This window comes from Cryobacterium sp. 10S3 (genome assembly GCF_034344045.1).
Taxonomy (GTDB): domain Bacteria; phylum Actinomycetota; class Actinomycetes; order Actinomycetales; family Microbacteriaceae; genus Cryobacterium; species Cryobacterium glucosi.
This window is the reverse complement of record NZ_CP133773.1, coordinates 3352427-3373991: the sequence shown is the minus strand read 5'-3', so window position 1 is coordinate 3373991 and position 21565 is coordinate 3352427. Positions and strand designations below refer to the sequence as shown.

Sequence of the window (21565 nt, the reverse complement as noted above, 5' to 3'; positions counted from 1 at the left end):
TCATGACCCGCACTCGACCGACCACCCGTTTCGCCACCAACTTCGGAGTTCTTCTCGCCCTCGGCGGAGTGCTCCTCCTGACCGGCTGCGCCGCGGGGGCGAGCACGGCCGCGGTCCCGGCCGCCTCGTCAGCCCCGGCGGCCTCGGCTGGGGGGCAGGGAGACGGGGGCATCACCGGCACCATCGCCTCCGTTGCCGCCGGCATCCTGCAGGTTCAGGATTCCAGCACCCAGACCGCCGTGTCGTACACGGCCGCGACGACGATCACTGCGACCGTGACGGGCGCCCTGACGGATGTCTCCGTCGGCCGTTGCGTCTCCGTCTCCGGCTTCACCGCGGCGAGCGGTACGACGGTGGCCACCGCCGCGACGAGCGTGACCGTGACCGACGCGGTGGATGGAGCCTGCACGACGGGCAACCGCGGTGGCGGCGCGGGCGGAACGGGCGGGGCCGACGGCACCATGCCGAGCGGTGCCCCCGATGGGACCGCACCGACCGATATGCCGACTGACATGCCGACGGACATGCCGACCGACGGCGCCACCGGCGCCCCGGGCGGGATGACAGGAGGTTTCCCGGTCAGCGGACTCGTGACCGCGGTCACCGCCGACTCGATCACCATCGACGCCGTTGGCATGGGAGGCACGGACACGACCTCGACCGCGGTCACCGTCGCGTCCACGACCACGTACCTCAACACGGTCGCCTCCGACTCGAGCGCCCTCGTCGTCGGCGCGTGCGCCGTGGCGACCGGCGCCTCGGACACGAGCGGCGGCTTCGCCGCGACCGCCCTGAAGATCTCGACCGCCACCGCGGACGGCTGCGTCTCGCGGTCGGGCTTCGGCGGCGGAACCCGTCCGAGCGGGAGCACCTCCAATGAGTAGGACTCCCTTCGGCGCCTCCCGCAAGGCGGCCCGCGCGGAGGCTGCGGCAGCCGCAGCCGCAGCCGCAGCGGCCGCAGCCGGGGCTTCGCCTGCGACCGCGAAATCTGTCAGGACGGCCCGATCGGCGAAGGCCGTCGTGAAGCGCCGCCGGCGCCTGATTGCCCTCGGCGCGGTCACCGCCGTGCTCTGCGCCTCGGGCGGCGGGGTCGTCTACGCGATGAACCGCACGGACAGCGGCAACTTCCGCACCGTCGTCGCCGCAACGGGAACGGTGAGCCAGTCGCTCGCCGTCACCGGGACCGTCGCACCGACCACCAGGAAGGATGCCGCCTTCTCCGTCGGCGGGACCGTCGCGACGGTCGACGTCGCGGTCGGGGCCACCGTGACCGCCGGTCAGACCCTCGCGACCCTCGACGCCACGGATCTGGCCGCCGCGGTCACGAAGGCGGAGGAGACCGTCACCGCAGCCGAGCAGACCCTCACCGACGACCTCGACTCCCAGACCGCCACCGCGACAACCGCGACCACCGCGACGTCGTCGACGTCGTCTACGGCCGTCGCGACCGGGTCCTCGTCGGCGGCTTCAGTGTCCGGGGGCACCACGGACACGAGCTCGGGAACGACGGGAGCGTCGACCGGCTCGACCCCGATCGTTTCGAACGCGGCCGTGACGGCGGCCGTGACCGCGGTCACCGCAGCCCAGGCGGCGCTCCTCGCGAAATACACCGATGCCCAGACCGCGCTCGCCGCGAGCGACGCGACCATGGCCTCGACCGACGAGACCTGCAAGCCGTTCATCGACGCGGCACTCGACGACGCCGCGACGACCGACACGAGCGCGACCGACACGATCACCGCCACGACGGATGCCTCGCCCACCGCCACCGCCACGCCGACCCCGACCCCGACCCCGACCCCGACCCCGACGGCGACCCCGACGGCGACCGCTGACCCTGCGACCGCCGCCGAGCGACTCGCCGCCGCGAAGGCCGACCTGGCCGCCTGCCAGACCGCCATCACCGCGGTCCTCGCCGGCCAGAAGACCGTCGACACGGCCCAGCAGGACGTGCTGACGCTCGTGACCGCGCTGAACTCCGCCGTCACCGGCCTCACCGACGCCGTCACGGCGGCGAATGCCGCCACGACGACCGCGACGACCGGAAGCTCAACCGGGACCACGGGAGCCACCGGCACCGGCACGACAACGGGTGCGACCGGCACGACAACGGGTACAGCAGCAACCGCGGGCACCCCGTCCACCGCCACCGGAACCACCGGGACGACCGGAACCATCTCCGGAGCCGGCACGGGCTCGACGGCGACGACGACGGTCGCCTCGGCCGAGACGATCGTCGCCGACCGGGCCGACATCGCCGCGGCAGGGGCTCAGCTCGCCATCGCCCAGAAGCAGGCCACCCTCGCCACCCTCACGACCCCGTACGCCGGAACCGTCGCCGCGGTGGCGATCCTTGCCGGCGACACCGTCTCGGCGGCGTCGACCACCGCCGTCATCACGATCCTCGGCAATGACGGCTACGTCATCGACTCGACCGTGTCCCTCGCGAGCGTCGCGAGCCTCGAGGTCGGCCAGACCGCGAAGATCGAACTCGCCACGACGGGAACGGAACTGACCGGGGTCGTCAGCTCCATCGGCATCCTGAACGTCTCGACGTCGTCGACGCCGAAATATGCGGTCACCCTCGCCGTCGACGCGACGGACGCCACAATCCTGACGGGGGCCTCCGCCCAGGTCACGGTCGCGATCGAGAGCACGGATGCCGTGCTCACCGTGCCGACCTCTGCCGTGCACCGCGACGGCTCGGCATACACCGTCGACCTGCTCGTCGCCGGTACCTCCACCTCGACGACGGTCACGGTCGGCGCGGTCGGCACCGAGCTCACCGAGATCGACTCCGGCCTCGTGGCCGGCGACGTCGTGATCCTCGCCGACCTGGACGACGCGATCCCGGGGACCGCGGCCGACACGAGCTCGAGCCTCACCAGCCTCGGCGGTTCGAGCAGTGGAAGCAGCACCGATTTCCAGGGCGGCCCGCCATCCGGCGACTTCAGCGGCTTCAGCGGTGGCACCCCGCCCCAGGGCTGAGCCCGCGTTCCGAATTCAGGAGATGGCCTCGGATTCCGGCCAGAACCGGTCAGAAAACCGGTTCAGCCGGGCGCAACTCCTGAATTCGGAACGGGGGCGGCGGTGGATTCGACGCGGGGCGCGAACGGGTGAGGTTCAGCCCTGGGCCGGGCGGGCGGTGCTCGACCGCACCATCAGCTCGAACGGGATGGCGGTGTCGAGTCCGACCGGGTCGTGCTTTCCCGGCTGCAGCTCGTCGAGCAGGATCTCGACGGCCTTGTCTCCCTGCCACTGCGGGAACTGGGCGATCGTGGTCAGCCCGAAGAAGTCGGCGAGGTCGTGGTCGTCCGTCCCGACCACGGAGACGTCCCGCGGCACGACCAGCCCGAGGTCGCGCGCGGCGAGGATGCTGCCGATCGCCATTTCGTCCGACGCGGCGAAGATCGCGGTGGGACGCTCGTGCGGGTTGCCGAGCAACTGCTTCGCGGCCTGGTACCCGCCGCGGACCGTGAAGTCCGCCGCCTGGAACAGGGCGGGCGTCGGCGTGATGCCCGCGCCGGTCAGCGCGAGCTCGTAGCCGAGCCGCCGGTTCGTCGGCAGGTGGAAGTCGAGGTCGAGCTCGAGGTTGCCGCCGATATGCGCGATCCGGGTGTGCCCGAGCGCGAGCAGGTGCTCGGTCGCGAGACGGGCGACGGCGACATCGTCGATCGTGAGGGTACGCACCCCGGGGATCGGACCGCCGATGCCGACGAGCGGCTTCTTGAGCGCGTGCAACCGGGCCACCTCATCCGGGCTCAGCTCGAGGGAGACCGCGATGACGGCATCCACTCTCTGGCGCAGCAGGAAGTGCTCGAAGACGCTGCGGCGTTCGTCGTAGTCCCCGGCGAGGCTGTAGAGGGTGAGGTCGAAACCGCCGCGGAGCAGCGCCTTCTGCGCGCCCTCGACGACATTGGAGAAGAACCAGCGGTCGAGGAACGGCACGACGACGCCGATGTTCTTCATCCGACCGGATGCGAGGCTCGAGGCGTTCGAGGACACGACGTAGCCGAGTTCCCCCGCAACGGTCTCGACCCGGAGCCGGGTGGCCGGGGAGACATGCCCGTTGCCGCTCAGGGCGCGGGACACCGTCGCTGTGGACACGCCCGCCTGGCGGGCGACGTCGTCGATGCCGACCATGCGGCTCCTCACAAGTCAGGGGGAAATGGCCCTTCAGCGATCATATCGAGCGGGCGCATCCGCCAGCCGTCAGCGACGGTTCCGGACGCAATTTCGCACGGGGGCAATTCCCTTGTATTCTGTCTGAGCGTCTCCGGTCAGGTGGTTTCACATGGTCGGGTGCGCAATGGCAAGTTACCCAAGTGGCCAAAGGGATCTGACTGTAAATCAGCCGTCGTAGACTTCGGGGGTTCGAATCCCTCACTTGCCACCACCCAATGCCCCCGGAAACCCCGTGTTTCCGGGGGTTTTTGCGTCTCCTTCCCGGCTCTCCCCTGCGTCATCTACCGTGGAACCATGACTGCTCCCGCCCCGACCGAACTGCTCCGCCTCGCCAAGGACACCGCGCTCGTCGCGGGGGAGCTGGCCGCGCGGCGACGCGCGGAGGGTGTCGAGGTGGCCGCGTCCAAGTCCTCGCCGGAGGACATCGTCACCTTCGCAGACCGGGAGACCGAGAACCTGATCCGCGCGTTGCTCGCCGAGGCGCGGCCGAATGACGGCTTCTTCGGCGAGGAATCCGCGGCGACCCCCGGCACCTCCGGCCTGACCTGGGTCGTCGACCCGATCGACGGCACGGTCAACTTCCTCTACGGGATCCCCGCCTGGGGCGTCAGCATCGCCGTCGTCGAGGGCGACGACCCGGCCACCTGGGCGACCGTGGCCGGCGCCGTCTTCAACCCGGCGCTCGGCGAACTCTTCACGGCCTCGGCGGGCGGCGGCTCACACCTCAACGGCAGCAGGCTCCAGGTCAAGACCGGCGTTCCCCTCAACCTCGCACTGGTCGGAACCGGGTTCTCCTACCGGGCGGCCATGCGGCTGCGGCAGGCGAACGTTGTACACGGCCTCATCGGCCGGGTACGGGACATCCGCCGGATCGGTTCGGCCGCCCTCGACCTCTGTTCGGTTGCCGCGGGGCGCCTCGACCTCTACTACGAACGCGGGCTCAACCCGTGGGACCAGGCCGCTGGTGCGCTCGTCGCCCGCGAGGCCGGCGCGCGCGTCGGAGCCTTCGGCGAGGACCGGGAGGGAATCGACCTCCTGATCGCAGGGGCACCCGACCTGTACGCCGACTTCGAGCCGATACTGGCCCCACTCTTCAGCGAATTCATGAGTTCTCAGGAACGGTGACGCGTCGGCCGCCGGATGCCCGCCGATGCCGGGGTGACAGCGGAAATCCGGCCGAAACAGCGCCCCCAATAGTGACGGCAAAATACCCCGTTTTGGGGTGTCATTACGTGCACAGGAATGGAATATTCGGCCTCGCGGGTTAGCCTGTAGTGATTCGTTACTTTGGCCAGGCCAAGACGACCACTCTCTCGCCACTGTCAGCCCCGCCGAAAGAATTCACCCGACTTTGTCTTCTCACTCCTCCACACCGCGTGAACGCGCGCGTGCCGCGAGTGACTCTGGAAGCCCGGCAGTGACCGATTCTTCCGCTCCGGCGCAGCCCGTCCAGCAGGCTGTCCCCGTGCATCCGGCCGCACTGACCCGCCGGGAACTGCGCGAGCAGGAACGCCTCGCCGCGACACCCCTGGCCGCTGCACACCGCGCCGCAGCAGCCGACGCACTCGCCGTTCCCGCCGTTCCCGCCGTTCCGAACGCCGCGCGGCCGATCGAACTCAGCGCCGACGCTGCGCAGGTCCTCGCCGATGAACTCGCCGAACCCGAACTCGCCGCCGTGACGGTCAACGACACCGACCGCCTGATTGCTGCCCCGGCCGCCGCAGACGCACCCGTGACCGACCTCGACCAGCTCCTGACGGATGCCGGGTCGCGGACCGCCTCGATCCCCCTGCCGACCGGGTCCCAGGTTCGCGCCGCGAAGTCCGGCCACGGTGCCGCCGGGGCGATCCGGGCCCTGGACGACGGCGGCCAGCCGGTCCGCCCGTCTCGGACCGGGTCGCGGACCGCCTCTCGGGCACTCCGCAGCGGCACGATGAAGCAGTCGACCCAGCGACCCGCCGTCCAGGCGCCGTCCCAGCGGCCGGCACCGAAGCTGCGCCGCCTCGCCACGACGGGCGTCACGGTCGTCGCCATGGCCTTCGTCGCCCTGATGGCCGTGTCGACATCGCTTCCCGCCGAGGCGCTGCTCTCCTCGGCCGACGTGCAGGCCGCCGCCCGGCTCTCCACGCAGACCTCACCGGCCGAGCCGGCCCAGACGCTCAGCATGGACGGCGGCACGGACACGATTTCCGTCACGCGTGACGGCTTCGAATCGAAGTCGATCGCCGAGGTCGCAGCGGCGAGCGGCATCCGCATGGAAGCGACCTTCACCAACAACCCGAACGGCACGATCCAGTGGCCCTTCGCGGTCGGCGTGCACATCGGCGACCGGTTCGGTTATCGCAACTGCGCCGGCTGTTCCGCTGACCACCAGGGCCAGGACTTCAACCCCGGCATCGGTGCCCCGATCCAGTCCATCGCCGACGGCGTCGTGAGCTTCACCGAAGACGGCGAAGGCAGCCTCGGCGTGCATATGATCATCGACCACGTCATCGACGGCAAGGTCGTCTCGAGCGTCTACGCGCACATGATCCACGGCTCGATGCTCTTCAAGACCGGCGACGTCGTCAAGGTCGGCCAGGTCATCGGCAAGGTCGGTAACACCGGAATGTCCACCGGCCCGCACCTGCACTTCGAGATCCGCCTCGGCGGCAAGGACGGCGTCCACGTCGACCCGCTCGTCTGGCTCCGCGCCAACACGAACTAGAGCCCCCCGCGCGCCCGGTGGCGCTAGTCGGTGGCGTCGCTCGTGCGGCCGCGATCGATGGCTTCGAGCAGGCTCGTCGGCAGCGCGAACGGGGTGAGTCCGGCGATGCTCAGTAGGTCGTCCCCTGCCCGCACCGTGGGTTCGAGGGCGACGACCTGGTTGTGCAGGCGTTCCATCTGGATGTCCAGGCGATTGGCGACATCCGCTGCCTCTTTGAGCTCGGCGACGAGGTTCGCCGGCACGACGCCGCGGTACTTGTAGAAGATCTTGTGCTCGAGGCTCGCCCAGAAATCCATCGCGACGGTGCGGATCTGGATCTCGACGGTGACCGGCTCGACCCGGTCGGACATGAACACCGGGATCGCCACGATCAGATGCAGGCTCTTGTAGCCGTTCGACTTGGGGGCGGCGACGTAGTCCTTGACCTCGAGGACGGTGACGTCTTCCTGGCTGGTCAGCATGTCGAGCACCCGGTAGGTGTCGGAGATGAAGCTGCAGGTGACCCGGATGCCCGCAATGTCCTGGATCTGCCGGCGGATGTCCTCGAGGTCGAGCGGGCAGCCCTTGCGGAGAGCCTTGTTCAGGATCCCCTCCGGCGACTTGATCCGGGAGCTGACATGCTCGATCGGGCTGTAGTCGTGGATGGACGCGAACTCTTCCTTGAGGATGTTGATCTTCGTCATCATCTCGTCGGTCGCGAACTTGTAGGACATCATGAAGCGGGTGAGCTCGGTCTTGATCTCATGGTGGCGCGCCTTCTCGGCGTCGCTCTCGGCCTGCATCTCAGCGTGTGTTTCCGCGTGTGTCTCGACGTAGGCTCCTGCACGGGACACTGCGCGAGCCCCAGACCGGGTTCCTGGCCCTGAACCGGACTCGACGACGAGGTCGGTATCCGTGCTCTCCTGTGCGACCAGGTCGGTATCCGTGCTCTGCTGGATGCCGGCGACGCTGTCGGTCTGTGGGGCGGTCACGGTGTGCTCCTTCTACGGGCTCCCAATCGGCGCCGCTCCCTCAATCCTCCCACTTCGGGCTGAACGGCAGCCGCTGAGGTGTCGCATATCGATGTTCGCGCGGGTCGCGAACATCGATATGCGACACCTCAGCTGAGGGAGGGTGGAGCTAGGCGCGCAGCCAGGCCGTGGTGTCGCCGGGCAGGGTGCGTCCCGTGAGCGGTTCGCTCGCGAGCAGCACCTCGCCGGCGGGCAGCGTGACGGATGCCGCCCCCGTGTTCGCGACAACGGTCACGCTGCCGTTCGTGAACGCCACGACCGCGTCACCGAGCCCGTCCAGCCCGTTCAGCCAGGACACCGAACCGAGCCCGAGGCCGTGCTCCTTGCGGAGCCGGAGGGCGAGCTTGTAGAGCTCAAGGGTCGACGTCGGCACGCCTTCCTGCACGTCGCGGGCGAGTTCGCCCCAGATGGCCGGCTGCGGCAACCAGCTGGCCGCGGTCGGGCCGAAACCGTAGGACGGCGCAGAGCCGACCCAGGGCAGCGGCACGCGGCATCCGTCCCTGCCGTAGCGTTCACCGTTGGTACGGAACCAGGTCGGGTCCTCGCGAGCGGTGTCCGGCAGGTCGACGACCTCGGGCAGGCCGAGCTCCTCGCCCTGGTACAGGTAGCTCGAGCCGGGCAGGGCGAGCATGAGGGCGGATGCCGCCCGCGCGCGACGCAGGCCGACGACGGTATCGGGAAGGCCGACCGTCTTCGGGCCGATGCCGTGACCCTGCAGGTTGTCGCCCGTCAGCGCGAGGCGCGAAGCGTGCCGGACCACGTCGTGGTTGGAGAGCACCCAGGTGCTCGGCGCCCCGACCGCGCTGAACGCGGCGAGGGAATCGTCGATGACGCGGCGGAGGGCTGGGCCGCCCCAGAGGGTCTCGAGGTAGGCGAAGTTGAAGGCCTGGTGCATCTCGTCGGGGCGCACCCACTCGGCGACGTGGCTGAGCGGGTCGACCCAGGCCTCGGCGGCCAGGATCCGGTCGCCGGGGTACTCGTCGAGCACGAGCCGCCAGTCGCGGTAGATCTCGTGCACTCCGGGCTGCGCCCAGTACGGGGCGGTCGCGGCGGGCTCGGCGACGACGCCGGGCTCGAGCGCGGTGGCTCCGCCCATGCTGCCGCCGTCCGCGGGGGGAGTGTAGTCAGGGAGGCCTGCGGCCTTGATCATGCCGTGTGCGACGTCGACCCGGAAGCCGTCGGCGCCGCGGTCGAGCCAGAAGCGCAGCACGTCGCGGAACTGTGCGCGCACCCAGGGGCTCTGCCAGTCGAAGTCCGGCTGGCTCGAGTCGAAGAGGTGCAGGTACCACTGGCCAGGAGTACCGTCGGCCTCCATGACGCGGGTCCACGCGAGACCGCCGAAGACGGATTCCCAGTTGTTCGGCGGCAGCTGGCCGTTGACGCCCTTGCCGTCGCGGAAGATGTAGTGCCCGCGCTCCTCGCTGCCTGGGCCGGCCGCGAGGGCGGCCTGGAACCAGGGGTGATCGCTCGAGGAGTGGTTGGGCACGAGGTCGACGATGACCCGGATGCCGAGATCGTGCGCCGTCGCCTGCAGGGTGGCGAAATCGTCGAGGCTGCCGAAGAGTGGATCGACGTCGCAGTAGTCGGCCACGTCGTAGCCTGCGTCGCGCTGGGGCGACGTATAGAACGGTGAAAGCCAGATCGCGTCGATCCCGAGATCGCGCAGGGCCGGGAGTCGGCTGGTAATACCGGCGAGGTCGCCCATACCGTCGCCGTTCGAGTCAGCAAACGAGCGCGGGTAGATCTGGTAGATAACGGCGGTACGCCACCATTCGGAGCCTGTCATGACGAAAACTTTACTGCATGGAATCCCTCATGAAAGCGTTTGCAGAAATCTATGCTTAAACGATTCCGACAAACTTTCAAATACCATCGTGCTTTGAATTGCCAATCAACAGCCGATCGACTAAACATGTAAACGCTTGCACTTTTATTTGTTCGTTCTATGAGAGGCACACCAATGATGGTGAAGAAGAAAGCCCTGCTTGCCGCCGGCGCCGTACTGGCCGCCGCAACACTGGCCCTGACCGGCTGTTCAGGCGGAGGGGCCGCCTCGACAGCGAGCTCCACGGCCGCCGCCGGCTCCGGAAGCCTGACCGTCTGGGTCGACGCCGACCGCGCACCCGTGCTCAAGGATGCCGCCGCAGCGTTCACCCAGGAGACCGGTGTCGAGGTGAAGCTGGTCCAGAAGGACTTCACCAAGATCCAGGACGAGTTCATCGCCCAGGTCCCCACCGACAAGGGCCCGGACATCACGATCGCCGCCCACGACTGGCTCGGCAACTTCGTCGCCAACGGCGTCGTGCAGCCGGTCGAACTCGGCGACACCGCCGCCAACTACCAGAAGGTCGCGGTCACGGCGATGAGCGTCGAGGGCAAGACCTACGGCGTCCCGTACTCCATCGAGAACATCGCGCTGCTCCGCAACACCGCGCTCGCCCCGGCCGCCCCCGCCAGCTATGACGACATGGTCGCAGCGGGCAAGGCCGCCGGCACCGAGTTCCCGTACCTCGTGCAGCTCGGCCCGGACGCCGACCCGTACCACCTGTACCCGTTCCAGACCTCCTTCGGCGCCCCGGTCTTCGGCACCAACGCCGACGGCAGCTACAACGCGAACGACCTGTCCATCGGCAACGCCGGTGGCGAGGGCTTCGCGACCTGGCTCGGCGCCCAGGGCGCTGCAGGCAACCTGAGCCTCAACGTCACGAGCGACATCGCCAAGGAGAAGTTCCTCGCCGGGGCCTCGCCGTTCCTGATCACCGGCCCGTGGAACGTCCCCGACGCCCAGAAGGCCGGCATCACCGTCGCCGTCGACCCGATCCCCTCGGCCGGCGGCCAGACCGCACAGCCGTTCGTCGGCGTGCAGGGCTTCGTCGTGAGCGCCAAGAGCAAGAACGCCCTCGCCGCGAACGAGTTCCTGGTCAACTACATCGGCAGCGAAAAGGTCCAGACCGCCCTCTACAAGGTCGGCGGGCGGGCTCCGGCCAACACCGCGGCCTTCGAGGCAGCCAGCTCCGACCCGATCACCGCCGGCTTCGGCAAGGTTGCGGCCACGGCCGTCCCGATGCCGAGCATCCCGCAGATGGGCAAGGTCTGGCAGTTCTGGGGTGTCACCGAAGCGGCGATCATCTCCCAGAAGGGTGACCCGGTCGCCCTGTGGCAGAAGATGACTGCCGACATCCAGACCGCCATCAAGTAACGAAGCACCACAGCACCACAGCACCACAGCACCACAGCACCACAGCACGACGGATGCCCGTCCCCGTCCCCCGAGGACGGGCATCCGCTCACCAGCACAACCTGCACCCGAGAAAGCGGACGACGATGACCACACCACGCACCGAGCAGGACGCGGCGCAGCTCCGGCAGACGAAACGCTCCCGGCGGGCCTCCCGGGTCGCCGAGGCCGCCTCCGCCGGGGTCAAGGTGCTCCTCGTTAAGATCGTGCTTCTGGGCATCGTCGACGCGATCAGCGTCTACGCCCTCTTCGTGCTCGTGATGAAGCAGGACTGGGTCGTCGTCGGCCTCGTCGCCTTCGTCACCCTGGTCGTCAACTGGATCTACTTCAGCCACCAGAAGCTCCCGGCCAAGTACCTCGCGCCCGGGCTGATCTTCCTGCTCATCTTCCAGATCTTCGTGATCGGCTACTCCGGCTACATCGCCTTCACCAACTACGGCACCGGTCACAACAGCACCAAGGCCGACGCGGTCAACGCGCTCATCGTCTCCTCGCAGGAGCGGGTTCCCGACTCCGCGAGCTACGGCCTCACCGTGCTCGAACAGTCCGGCGAGTTCAGCTTCCTCGTCACCGACCCCGACGGCACCATCAGCGTCGGCTCGGCGACGAGCCCCCTCCGGGTCGTCACCGACGCGACGACGGATGCCACGGGCAAGGCCACCGGCCTCGCCGGCTACACGTCGCTGCGCTTCGCCGACATCGTCGCCCAGCAGCAGGCGATCGCCGCGCTCTCCGTCCCCGTCTCGGACGACCCGAACGACGGGTCCCTCCGCACCCCCGACGGGTCGAGCGCTTACCTCTACGTCTCCGACCTGGTCTACTCCGCCGCCGACGGCACCATGACGAACAGCAGCACCGGCGTCGTCTACGCCGACAACGGCAAGACCGGCTCCTTCGTGGCGCCGAGCGGCGAGGAACTGCTCCCCGGCTGGAAGGTCGAGGTGGGCTTCGCGAACTTCGTGCACGCCTTCGGCTCCGAGTCCATCCGCGGGCCGCTGATCAGCGTCACCCTCTGGACCTTCGCCTTCGCCTTGCTCTCGGTGCTGACCACGTTCGGGCTCGGGCTCTTCCTCGCGATCGTCTTCAACGACCTGCGGATGCGCGGACGGAACGTCTACCGGGTGGTGATGATCCTGCCGTACGCCTTCCCAGCCTTCCTCTCCGCCCTCGTCTGGGCGGGCATGCTCAACCCGCAATTCGGCTTCGTGAACCAGGTGCTCTTCGGCGGGGCGGACATCCCCTGGCTGACCAACGAATGGCTCGCGAAGTTCAGCATCATCTTCGTCAACCTCTGGCTCGGCTTCCCGTACATGTTCCTGGTCTGCACCGGGGCTCTGCAGTCGATCCCGACCGAGATCCAGGAGGCCGCGACCGTGGACGGGGCGAGGCCCTGGCAGGTGTTCCGGCTGATCAAGCTCCCGCTGCTGCTCGTCTCAGTCGCGCCGCTGCTGATCTCCTCGTTCGCGTTCAACTTCAACAACTTCAACCTGATCTACATGCTCACCGGCGGCGGTCCCCGAGACGTCACGGCCGGCGTGAACGTCGGGGCCACCGACATCCTGATCTCGATGGTCTACAAGGTGGCCTTCGTCGGCGCGAGCCGGGACTACGGGCTCGCGAGCGCGTTCTCGATCATCATCTTCCTGCTGGTCGCGCTCGTGTCGATCGTCAGCTTCAAACAGACCAAGGCGCTAGAGGAGTTGAACTGAGATGCGAATCGCAGCCCCCGAAACCAGTGACCTGTACATCCCGACCAAACGACCGTTCAACTTCGGCCGGTGGTTCTCCCGCACCGGCTGGCGGCACCTCGTCGGCGCCGTCATGGTCGTGTTCTCCGCATTCCCGCTGCTCTACGTGCTCTCCGCGTCGCTGCACCCGGGTGGCACCCTGATCACGGCGAACGGCCTCTTCAACGAGGTCGACCTCGGCAGCTACTCGACCCTGTTCAACCTGCCGCAGCAGCCATACGCCGCCTGGTACGGCAACACGCTTCTGATCGGAACGATCACCTCGGTGTGCACCGTCTTCCTCGGAGCGCTCGCCGCATATTCCTTCTCCCGCATGCGCTTCCGCGGGCGTCGGGCGGGGCTCCTCATGCTCGTCCTCGTGCAGATGTTCCCGCAGCTCCTCGCCGTCGTCGCGATCTTCCTGCTGCTCAGCGGCATCTCGGACATCTTCCCCGCGATCGGCCTCGACACCCAGATCGGGCTGATCATGGTCTACCTCGGCGGCGCCCTCGGCGTGAACACCTACCTGATGTACGGCTTCTTCAACACGATCCCCGCCTCGATCGACGAGGCGGCCAAGATCGACGGCGCCGGCCATGCCCGGATCTTCTTCACGATCATCCTGCGGCTCGTCGCCCCGATCCTCGCGGTCGTCGGCCTGCTCTCCTTCGTCGGCACGACGAATGAGTTCGTGATCGCGAGCATCGTGCTCATCACGCCGGAGAAGCAGACGCTCGCCGTCGGCCTCTACCAGTTCGTCTCCCAGGAGTTCTCGAGCAACTACTCGGTGTTCGCCGCCGGAGCCGTGCTCGCGGCGCTGCCGGTGATGGCCCTGTTCCTGTTCCTGCAGAAGTACATCGTCGGCGGGCTGACCGCCGGGTCCGTCAAGTAATCGGCACGATGTGTCCGCAGCCCTCTGCAGAGCCCCATCACGACGGGTCACCGCTCTACGTCTCCACCCAGACTCCCGCGCTCGGGGAGAGGGTGCGGGTGCGGGTGCGCGTTCCCCGGCAGTTCGGCTGTGTCAGTGCCGTCTACGCGCGGTCCAACCCCGACAGGGAGCCTCGATTCAATACGGCGCACCTGCTCGGCACGGTCGACGGCACGCAGTGGGTCGACGGCGCCCAGTGGTGGGAGGCCGAGGTGCTCGTGGAGAACCCGGTGCACGGTTACCGGTTCCTCCTCACGCGGGTCGACGGCAGCCACGCCTGGCTGAACGCGAGCGGCGTGCATTCCATCGAGACGCTCGACTCGGAGGACTTCAAGCTCGTCACGTTTGCTCCGCCGCCCGAGTGGGCGCGGTCGACCGTGATGTACCAGGTCTTCCCTGACCGGTTCGGCCGGTCCGCGAGGGCCGACGGGCGGGAGGCACCCGCGTGGGGCATCCCGGCGGGCTGGAGCGACGGCGTCGACAGGGAACAGCCCGGTCGTTCGCACCAGTTCTACGGCGGTGACCTCGACGGCGTGGTCGACCACCTCGACCACCTCGCCCGGCTCGGCATCACCCTGATCTACCTGACCCCGGTGTTCCCCGGTGCCTCCAACCACCGCTACGACGCCTCGAGCTTCAGCGAGGTCGATCCCCTGCTCGGCGGCGACGATGCCCTGGTCCGGCTCGTCGGTGCCGCGCACGCGAGCGGCCTCCGGGTGATCGGCGACCTCACGTCCAACCACTCGGGCGATCGCCACGACTGGTTCCGGGCCGCGCACCGCGCCCCGGCGGCCCCCGAGGGTGCCTTCTACTATTGGCTCGACGAGGAGCACGACGGCTACGCCTCCTGGCTCGGTGCGCGCAGCCTGCCCAAGTTCAACTGGGCCTCGGCAGAGCTCCGGCGGCGTTTCATCGAGGGCCCCGACTCCGTCGTCGCGCACTGGCTCGAGCCGCCCTTCAGCCTCGACGGCTGGCGCATCGACGTCGCCAACATGACCGGGCGGATGCTCGGCGACGACCTCAACGCCGAGGTGCGCCAGACCATCCGCCGCACCATGATCGAGGTCAACCCCGACACGATCCTGCTCGGTGAAAGCACCAATGACGCCGCGAGCGACTTCCAGGGCGACGCCTGGCACGGCGCGATGACCTACGCGAACTTCACCCGGCCGGTCTGGGGCTGGCTCTCGAAGCCGAACAGTCCCTCCTCGTTCTTCGGCCTGCCCTATGGCACGATCCCGCAGTACACCGGGGTGCAGTTCGTCGAGGCGCATCGCCGCTTCACCGCCGGGTTCCCCTGACGCACGCGGCTCGCCACGATGAACGCCCTCGACACGCACGACACACCTCGCTTCCGCACTCACGCCCTGGACGGAGCCGTGCCGGTGGCGTTCGGGCTGTCGGTCACGTTGCCCGGTATCCCGGTCGTCTTCGCCGGGGATGAGTTCGGCCTCACCGGCGACGACGGCGAGCACTCGCGCACGCCGATGCCCTGGGCGAGCGCGGGGGAGCCGGCGGTCGCGGAGACGATCGACCTCTACGCCGCCCTGATCCACCTGCGTACCGGCCACCCGGCCCTCAACGGAGGCTCGATGCGCTGGCTGCACGTCGACGACGACGTGCTCGTCTTCGTGCGCGAAACGGGCGATGAGTCCGTGCTCGTGCTGGCGGCACGGGCGCCCGGTGCGGTGTCCCTGCCGGCCGGAACGCTGGCGGGAGCGGATGCCGCGATGCGGCTTCTTGGCGACGCCGAGCTCGTAGGCGCGACCGACGGCATCCGCCTCACAGCGCCCGGCCTGTCGTTCACGGCCTGGGCGCTTCCCGGGGTGCTCGTGCCCGTTGGGTGAAACGGTCACGGGGAGGGCGGCGGAGATGATAATGTTTACCGGTTGCCGAAATTCAGGGCGCAACTTCTGAAGAGAAGTTCTGCCCCCTTAGCTCATTGGTAGAGCACTTCCTTGGTAAGGAAGAGGTAGTGGGTCCGATTCCCACAGGGGGCTCAGGCTTGGGCGGTCGTGAGGCCGGCAGGTCGTGGCGGGGTAGCTCAGTTGGTTAGAGCACACGGCTCATAATCGTGGTGTCGCGGGTTCAATTCCCGCTCCCGCTACACATAGCCCCGGACTTCAGCGAAGTCCGGGGCTTCTTCGTGCCATCCAGAGGCTCAACCCCGCACAAACCCCGCACTTTGGATTGTGCTGTCGATCACCACGACTATCGGCGCCCCTTCCCTCGGGCCGCGGACTCATCGTCCAGTTCGATGTTCTGGTTTATTCCGCACGGCGCACATCGTGACGTTGCCCGAGCATCCAGCCGGCACCGAAGGCGAGCACGACCAGCCCGACGATGAACACCACCGTCCCGATCTGATTCTGTGGCGAGAACAGCCCGCCCGGCGGGAGGAATGTCGAATCGCTGAGCGGCGCATACGCGTACCAGCCGAAGCTCGCTTGATTGCTCGGCAGAAGAAGAAGCACAAGTCCGATGACGGCCGCCACGGCGCCGAGGACGACCATCGATACGCTCACCCGACGCGAGCGGTTTGACTCGGAAACGTTGCCTTGCCCAGCCTCGATCTCGCCCATGTGGCCATGCTAGGGGACCGATCCCGGACGCGACGCCTCAACCGCGCCGCCGCGACTACCCCGCGAAGTCGCCGAGCGCGAGGCGCTTCACGACCTCGGTGAGCACTCGGGCGCCCGCGACGAGGTCGGTGTCGTGGGTGAATTCCTTCTCGTTGTGGGACACCCCGTCCATGCTCGGAACGAAGATGAGGATGACGGGGACCGTTTCCTTCAGATTCGTGGCGTCGTGCCCGGCGAGGGTGAGCACCCGCATGCTGTCGAGGCCGAGTTGCTCGGCGGCCGTCTCGGTGATGGCCAGCCCGGTCTCGAGAAAAGGTCCGCTCTCCCAGATGCTCGAGGCGAGGACCTCGATGCGCACGCCGGTTTCCGACTCGATGGCGCGCATCCGCTGTTGCAGAATTTCAAAGGCGCTGGCGAGGATGCTGGATTCCCGGGCGCGCAGGTCGGCGAGCAGCCGAACCTCGCGTGCAATGGTCACGGGGGAGTTGGGCCCGACCGTGAACTCGCCGACGGATGCGTGCAGCACCTCGTCGTCGAACTCGCGGACCAGCTCGTTGATCGCGACGACGAGCTTGGAGGCACCGAGAAGGGCATCGCGGCGGTCCCGCATCAGGGTTGAGCCGGTGTGGGACTGCTCACCGAGTACGACGATCTCGTATTTGTACGCGCACCAGGTGCTTGCGACGACTCCGATCGGTACCCCGGCGTCTTCGAGCGTGCGGCCCTGTTCCACGTGGATCTCGGCGTAGCCGGCCACATCGGGTCCGACGAAGCCGCCGCGGCCGCCGATCGCGTCGAGCGCCTCCCGCACGCTCGTGCCTCTCGGGTCGGTCGTCGCCAGGGCGACCTCGAGGTCGAGTCGGCCGGTGAAGACCGCGCTGCCCATCATGCTCGGCTTGAACCGTGAGCCCTCTTCGTTGAACCAGTCGACCACGGCGATGTTGTACCGGGGCGTGATTCCCGATGCCGCGAGATCGCGGTGTGCGCGGTGCGCGGCGTGCCCGGCGGCGAGCACGCCATATGCGCCGTCGTACCGCCCGGCGAGGGGCTGGCTGTCAAGGTGCGAGCCGAACAGCACGTACGGCGCGCCGGGCACCAGCTCGAGCAGGCCGAAGATGTTGCCGATCGTATCGACCTCCACCCGGAAGCCGCGGTCGGCCAGCCAGGCAGAGAACCAGGACCGCGTCTGGCCGTCGGCGGCGCTCGCCGCCTGACGGTCGACGCCGCCGCCACTGGTAGCGCCGAATTCGGACATGGTGTGGAAATCGGCCAGGAGTGCTGCGGCATCCGCCTCGGTGTTCGCGTCGACAATCGTGTTCGTGGTCATCGTCTAGCTCCAGTCTCTTTGCAGTTCCATAGTCGAGCAGTGCACGCTGCCGCCGTTCTTGAGCATCTCGCGGTAGGCGACGGGCAGGACCTCGACGTCGTGCCGGTCGCTGAGGATCTCGGCCGTCCGCGGGAAGTGGTCGGGCATGATCACCTTGCGGCGATCGAGGGCGAGCATGTTGCACGCCCATTCCTCGCGGGGATCGACCTCGATGGTTTCGATGCCGAGGTCCCACAGCTGTGCCATGTAGTCGTAGGGCGCCAGCCGCGGGTTGACGAGGGCGAGGTCGTCGTCGAGCATGACGGCGCACATGTCCAGGTGGATGAGGTATCCGGGCAGCGTGACCCGCTTCAGGGTGATGCCGAATTCCTCGAGGATCCTCGCCAGCTGCCGGTACCCTTCCGGGTTGCAGCGCACCGAGGTGCCGAAGAACGCCGTGTCCGGCCGCACCTTCTGGAAACTGCCGCCTTCGGCGAGGCCGGAGCCGGTGACCGTGCCGAGGATGGGCATCCCCGCAGCGGCGACCGTTGCGGTGATCGACTGTTCCTCCCCCCGGCGCATCCGCGGGGCGAGGCGCCCGATGATCGCTCCGCCTGGGATCGTGATCAACGGGTCGCGGGTGTACACAGACTTCGTGAACGTGGCGGGAAGCTCGGGGGCGAACACCACCTCGACGTCATTGCGGGTGAGGGTGCTCACGAAGTCGTCGTACTGCGCGTTGAGGAGGTCGAGGTCCGGGGTGTCGCGCCCGGTCCAGTACCAGCGCAGTTCCGGGTCGACGAGGGCGCCGAGTTCCTCGTTGTAGGTGTTCGCCCGCACATTCGCGAGGCCCTGGCTCGGCCGTCGCATCAGCACGGAGCGCAGCCGGCCGACCTCGTCTGCGGCACCCCAGCGCCGTCCCCAGGTCGCTTCGAGTTCCCCGGTGTCGCCGAACGCGGGGAGGGCCTCCGGTCCGAGGAGCCGGTGGAACTTTCCGTCGGATATCTCGAGGGTGGAATCGATCTCGTGCATGAATGCTTCTTTCGGTGACTGGGTGTGGACGCGTGTCGATATGGTCATGGTCGGATGTCGTGTCCGGCTCCTACGGGAACCTCACGACCTCGCGGAGAGGTGCTCGTGCACGGCCAGCCATGCGCCGCCCCGGTTTTCCAGAACGATCGACTCGCGCTCGGCCAGGGTCTCCACGGTGTCGTCGAAGCTGACGGTGCTGGCGACGTCGTGGCTGAACACGGCGACCTTGCCGAAGACCTGGATCCGACGCTCGCTCGAGACGCAGGAGAGTACCCGGAAGCCGTTCTGCTGTTCCCACTCGTCCCACAGCTGTTCGTAGGCGGCCCGGGATTCGAGCCGCGCGGGCGCCGAATGGAAGAGGAACGTCGCCTCAGGGGCGAACCGGGAGAAGTACGCGTCCCGCCGATGGTTTCCGAAGTCGGAGATCAGCGCGTCTGCGGCGGCGAGGGCGTCGGCGGCCGGGGTGCCGGGGTCGGCCACGTCGTCGCTCATGAGGCGCGCCGTGCGGCGGCCCTGGCGTGCACGCGGGCCGCGCTCGAGGCGTGGTCGGTCACGACGTCCTGGAGCGGCGCATTCGAGGAGGGAACGAGCCGCGGGCCTTCCTCGCCAAACACGTAGCGGGGTTCGGGGAAGATCCAGAGGGCGCCGAGGTAGAGCACGGCTCCCGCGACGACGGCCGTCACGAGGCTGAGGTCCATGCCGCCGCCCAGGGCGCTGAACGGGCCGACGATGACGGGCGGGTAGTTCGCGAAGAGGAGTCCGATCACGGCGGCGCCGATCCAGGCGACCATGCCGCGCCAGTTGACGCCGGAGTTGAACCAGTAGATGCCACCGGTCTCGCCCTTGTTGAAGACCTGCAGGTTGCGGGCATCGAAGTGTCCGCGACGCACGATGAAGCCGATCGCCATGATGACCATCCAGGGTGTCGTGGTCACGATGATGGCCCCGATGAACGCGTTGACGGCACCGAGCAGGTCGAAGAACAGACGCCCGGTGAGGATGAACAGGAAAGCGATGACACCGATTCCGATGGTGGCCTGCACCCGGCTGAAGCGAGGCACGACCGAGGAGAAGTCGAGGCCGGTGCCGTAGAGCGAGGTGGTGCCCGTCGACAGCCCGCCGATGAAGGCGACAACCATCAGGAGCACTGCGTACCAGATCGGGGAGGCCTGGATGAGGGCGAAGACGTAGTCTGCCTGGCCCGCGACGATCGTGGCGGTGGCGACGCCGAACAGGAACGGGATGAGGGTGAGGGCCTGGCCGAGGAAGGTGGCGAGGAGGAGCTTGCTCGTCGGCGTCGATTTCGGGATGTAGCGAGACCAGTCGCCGAGGAACGCGCCGAAGGAGATCGGGTTCGCCATCACGATGAGCGCGGACGCGACGAAGGTGGGCCAGAAGCCGCCGAGGGCGAGGGCATCGGGTCCGGGGTTGTATCCGGCGTCGAAGGTGCCGGAGAACGCGACGAACGCGAGCAGGATCAGGGCGGTGTTTGCGATCACGGCGGTCTTGTTGACGAGGAGCATGAACTGGAAGCCGAACACGACGACGACGATGACGATCACGCCGATGACGCCGTAGACGAGGGTGCGGAGTCCGACGGAGTCCTCGATGCCGGCCAGGCGGTTGAGCGCGCCGACGAGGGCATCACCGCTCACCCAGACCGAGATCGAGTAGAAGGCGATCGCGGTGAGGAGGGACAGGAAGGAGCCGACGACGCGGCCGCGAACGCCGAAGAACGCGCCGGACGAGACGGCATTGTTCGTGCCGGTGCGCGGGCCGAAAAGGCCCATCGGCATGAGGAAGACGGTGCCGACGAGCACCCCGGCGACGGTGGCGAGCACGGCCTGCCAGAACGAGAGGCCGAGCACGATCGGGAAGGTGCCGAGCAGAACGGTCGCGAAGGTGTTGGCGCCGCCGAACTGGATGCGGAGGAGGTCGACCCACGTCGATGTGCGGTCAGGGTGTGGAATGGTGTCGATCCCGTGGGTTTCGACCTCGGTGATCTTGGGGCGGGCATTGAGCACGGCGGTGCCGGAATCGCCGGCGCCAGTGTTGCTGCTGGTCATGGTGAACGCCTTGTCTTTCGTAGCGGGTGGGGTCTCCGACTGCGCAGAAGAAGTTGAGATGACATTACGTTCACTGGGAGAAAATTGATAGATATGCAAGAATTATTTACCATGACGAAACAATTGATTGTCGATCTCTCCGTCCCCGTCGGTGCGGGCACGCAGGTCTACCCGGGGGATCCGGTGCTCGAATTCTCCGTGCACAGCACCATCGAGCGAGACGGCTTCAATCTGCTCAACGTGTCCATGGGGTCCCAGACCGGCACCCACGTGGACGCCCCCTTCCACTTCAGCGAGACCGGCCTGAAGATCGACGAGATCCCGCTCGAGCGCTTCGTCGGACGCGGCGTCATCGTCGACGCCCGGGCCGCAGGGCCCCGCGGCCGCATCGGCTGGGAGTTCATCGAGCCGGTCGCCGACCAGGTGCGACCGGGTTCGATCATCCTCCTGCACACCGGCTGGAGCGAGCACTACGGTACCGACCGGTATTTCGAGAACCCTTTTCTCGATGCGGATGCCTGCCGTCGCCTGATCGGGCTCGGCGTGCGAACGTTCGCGATCGACGCGATCAACATCGATGAAACACCCGATGAGACGCATCCTGGTGATGGATTCCCTGTGCATCACCTCATCGCAGACGTCGACGGCGTGATCGGGGAGAATCTGACGAATATCGCGGCAATCGACTTCCCTGCGCCGGTGATCTCGCTTCTTCCGATAGCTTTTGAAGCGGCAGATGGTGCTCCGGTGCGAGCGGTAGCGATTCGGCTCGAACCGTAGG

At 67.9% G+C, this 21565-nt stretch carries 18 protein-coding genes and 3 tRNA genes; 13 read left to right on the top strand and 8 right to left on the bottom strand.

What is annotated here, in order from left to right; translation table 11 throughout:
* Positions 1–2 precede the first annotated feature (2 nt).
* Both RHM57_RS15690 and RHM57_RS15685 read left to right on the top strand, forming a co-directional pair.
* Entirely contained in the window at positions 3–884 is an 882-nt protein-coding gene (locus RHM57_RS15690) for a hypothetical protein (RefSeq protein ID WP_134562052.1), read from the top strand.
* Positions 877–2988, top strand: coding sequence for an HlyD family efflux transporter periplasmic adaptor subunit (locus RHM57_RS15685; protein WP_322188602.1), 2112 nt, complete (start codon positions 877–879; stop codon positions 2986–2988). Before RHM57_RS15690 ends, RHM57_RS15685 begins: the two co-directional genes overlap by 8 nt.
* A gap of 135 nt (positions 2989–3123) precedes the next feature.
* On the opposite strand, the gene RHM57_RS15680 is transcribed toward RHM57_RS15685, so the two are convergent.
* Complete coding sequence (locus RHM57_RS15680; protein ID WP_134558660.1) at positions 3124–4143, bottom strand: LacI family DNA-binding transcriptional regulator; 1020 nt, start codon at positions 4141–4143, stop codon at positions 3124–3126.
* 168 nt (positions 4144–4311) lie between these two features.
* On the opposite strand from RHM57_RS15680, the gene RHM57_RS15675 reads away from it, so the two are divergent.
* From RHM57_RS15675 to RHM57_RS15665, 3 genes are all read left to right on the top strand, one after another.
* A tRNA-Tyr gene (locus RHM57_RS15675) sits at positions 4312–4396 on the top strand.
* Positions 4397–4479: 83 nt separating this feature from the next.
* Positions 4480–5310: an inositol monophosphatase family protein gene (locus RHM57_RS15670; RefSeq protein WP_322188600.1), complete on the top strand. Its 831-nt coding sequence runs from the start codon at positions 4480–4482 to the stop codon at positions 5308–5310.
* A gap of 292 nt (positions 5311–5602) precedes the next feature.
* A complete protein-coding gene (locus RHM57_RS15665; RefSeq protein WP_322188598.1) occupies positions 5603–6892 on the top strand; it encodes a M23 family metallopeptidase in 1290 nt (429 codons plus the stop codon).
* Positions 6893–6915: 23 nt separating this feature from the next.
* Here RHM57_RS15665 and RHM57_RS15660 read toward each other — a convergent pair whose 3' ends face one another.
* Entirely contained in the window at positions 6916–7863 is a 948-nt protein-coding gene (locus tag RHM57_RS15660; protein WP_241975298.1) for a GTP pyrophosphokinase, read from the bottom strand.
* Positions 7864–8011: 148 nt separating this feature from the next.
* Positions 8012–9688: a glycoside hydrolase family 13 protein gene (locus RHM57_RS15655; RefSeq protein ID WP_134558663.1), complete on the bottom strand. Its 1677-nt coding sequence runs from the start codon at positions 9686–9688 to the stop codon at positions 8012–8014.
* A 174-nt stretch (positions 9689–9862) separates the two neighbouring features.
* Here RHM57_RS15655 and RHM57_RS15650 point away from each other — a divergent pair, with 174 nt between their 5' ends.
* From RHM57_RS15650 to RHM57_RS15620, 7 genes are all read left to right on the top strand, one after another.
* Positions 9863–11101: a sugar ABC transporter substrate-binding protein gene (locus RHM57_RS15650; protein ID WP_134448826.1), complete on the top strand. Its 1239-nt coding sequence runs from the start codon at positions 9863–9865 to the stop codon at positions 11099–11101.
* 125 nt (positions 11102–11226) lie between these two features.
* Entirely contained in the window at positions 11227–12849 is a 1623-nt protein-coding gene (locus tag RHM57_RS15645) for an ABC transporter permease subunit (protein ID WP_134562057.1), read from the top strand.
* Between the two features lies 1 nt (position 12850).
* Positions 12851–13759, top strand: a complete 909-nt coding sequence (locus RHM57_RS15640) for a sugar ABC transporter permease (RefSeq protein WP_134448804.1) — start codon at positions 12851–12853, stop codon at positions 13757–13759.
* Between the two features lie 8 nt (positions 13760–13767).
* Complete coding sequence (locus RHM57_RS15635; protein ID WP_322188595.1) at positions 13768–15099, top strand: alpha-amylase family glycosyl hydrolase; 1332 nt, start codon at positions 13768–13770, stop codon at positions 15097–15099.
* 18 nt (positions 15100–15117) lie between these two features.
* Positions 15118–15645 (top strand): alpha-glucosidase C-terminal domain-containing protein, encoded by a 528-nt coding sequence (locus tag RHM57_RS15630; protein ID WP_322188593.1) that lies wholly within the window; start codon positions 15118–15120, stop codon positions 15643–15645.
* A gap of 81 nt (positions 15646–15726) precedes the next feature.
* Positions 15727–15798: transfer RNA gene (locus RHM57_RS15625), tRNA-Thr, on the top strand.
* Positions 15799–15831: 33 nt separating this feature from the next.
* A tRNA-Met gene (locus tag RHM57_RS15620) sits at positions 15832–15905 on the top strand.
* Between the two features lie 160 nt (positions 15906–16065).
* Here RHM57_RS15620 and RHM57_RS15615 read toward each other — a convergent pair.
* The 5 genes from RHM57_RS15615 to RHM57_RS15595 form a co-directional block, all read right to left on the bottom strand.
* Positions 16066–16380: a hypothetical protein gene (locus tag RHM57_RS15615; RefSeq protein WP_134558666.1), complete on the bottom strand. Its 315-nt coding sequence runs from the start codon at positions 16378–16380 to the stop codon at positions 16066–16068.
* A gap of 55 nt (positions 16381–16435) precedes the next feature.
* Positions 16436–17707 carry a M20 family metallo-hydrolase gene (locus RHM57_RS15610; RefSeq protein ID WP_322188591.1) on the bottom strand — a complete coding sequence of 424 codons (1272 nt, stop codon included), beginning with the start codon at positions 17705–17707 and terminating at the stop codon, positions 16436–16438.
* A gap of 3 nt (positions 17708–17710) precedes the next feature.
* Entirely contained in the window at positions 17711–18718 is a 1008-nt protein-coding gene (locus tag RHM57_RS15605; protein ID WP_134448808.1) for a dimethylarginine dimethylaminohydrolase family protein, read from the bottom strand.
* Positions 18719–18799: 81 nt separating this feature from the next.
* Entirely contained in the window at positions 18800–19210 is a 411-nt protein-coding gene (locus RHM57_RS15600; RefSeq protein ID WP_134448809.1) for a nuclear transport factor 2 family protein, read from the bottom strand.
* Positions 19207–20784 (bottom strand): purine-cytosine permease family protein, encoded by a 1578-nt coding sequence (locus RHM57_RS15595; protein ID WP_134558669.1) that lies wholly within the window; start codon positions 20782–20784, stop codon positions 19207–19209. Before RHM57_RS15595 ends, RHM57_RS15600 begins: the two co-directional genes overlap by 4 nt.
* Positions 20785–20895: 111 nt before the next feature.
* Here RHM57_RS15595 and RHM57_RS15590 point away from each other — a divergent pair, with 111 nt between their 5' ends.
* The gene (locus tag RHM57_RS15590) at positions 20896–21564 is read left to right on the top strand and encodes a cyclase family protein (protein WP_134448811.1); all 669 of its coding nucleotides are present in this window, start codon (positions 20896–20898) and stop codon (positions 21562–21564) included.
* Position 21565 lies beyond the last annotated feature (1 nt).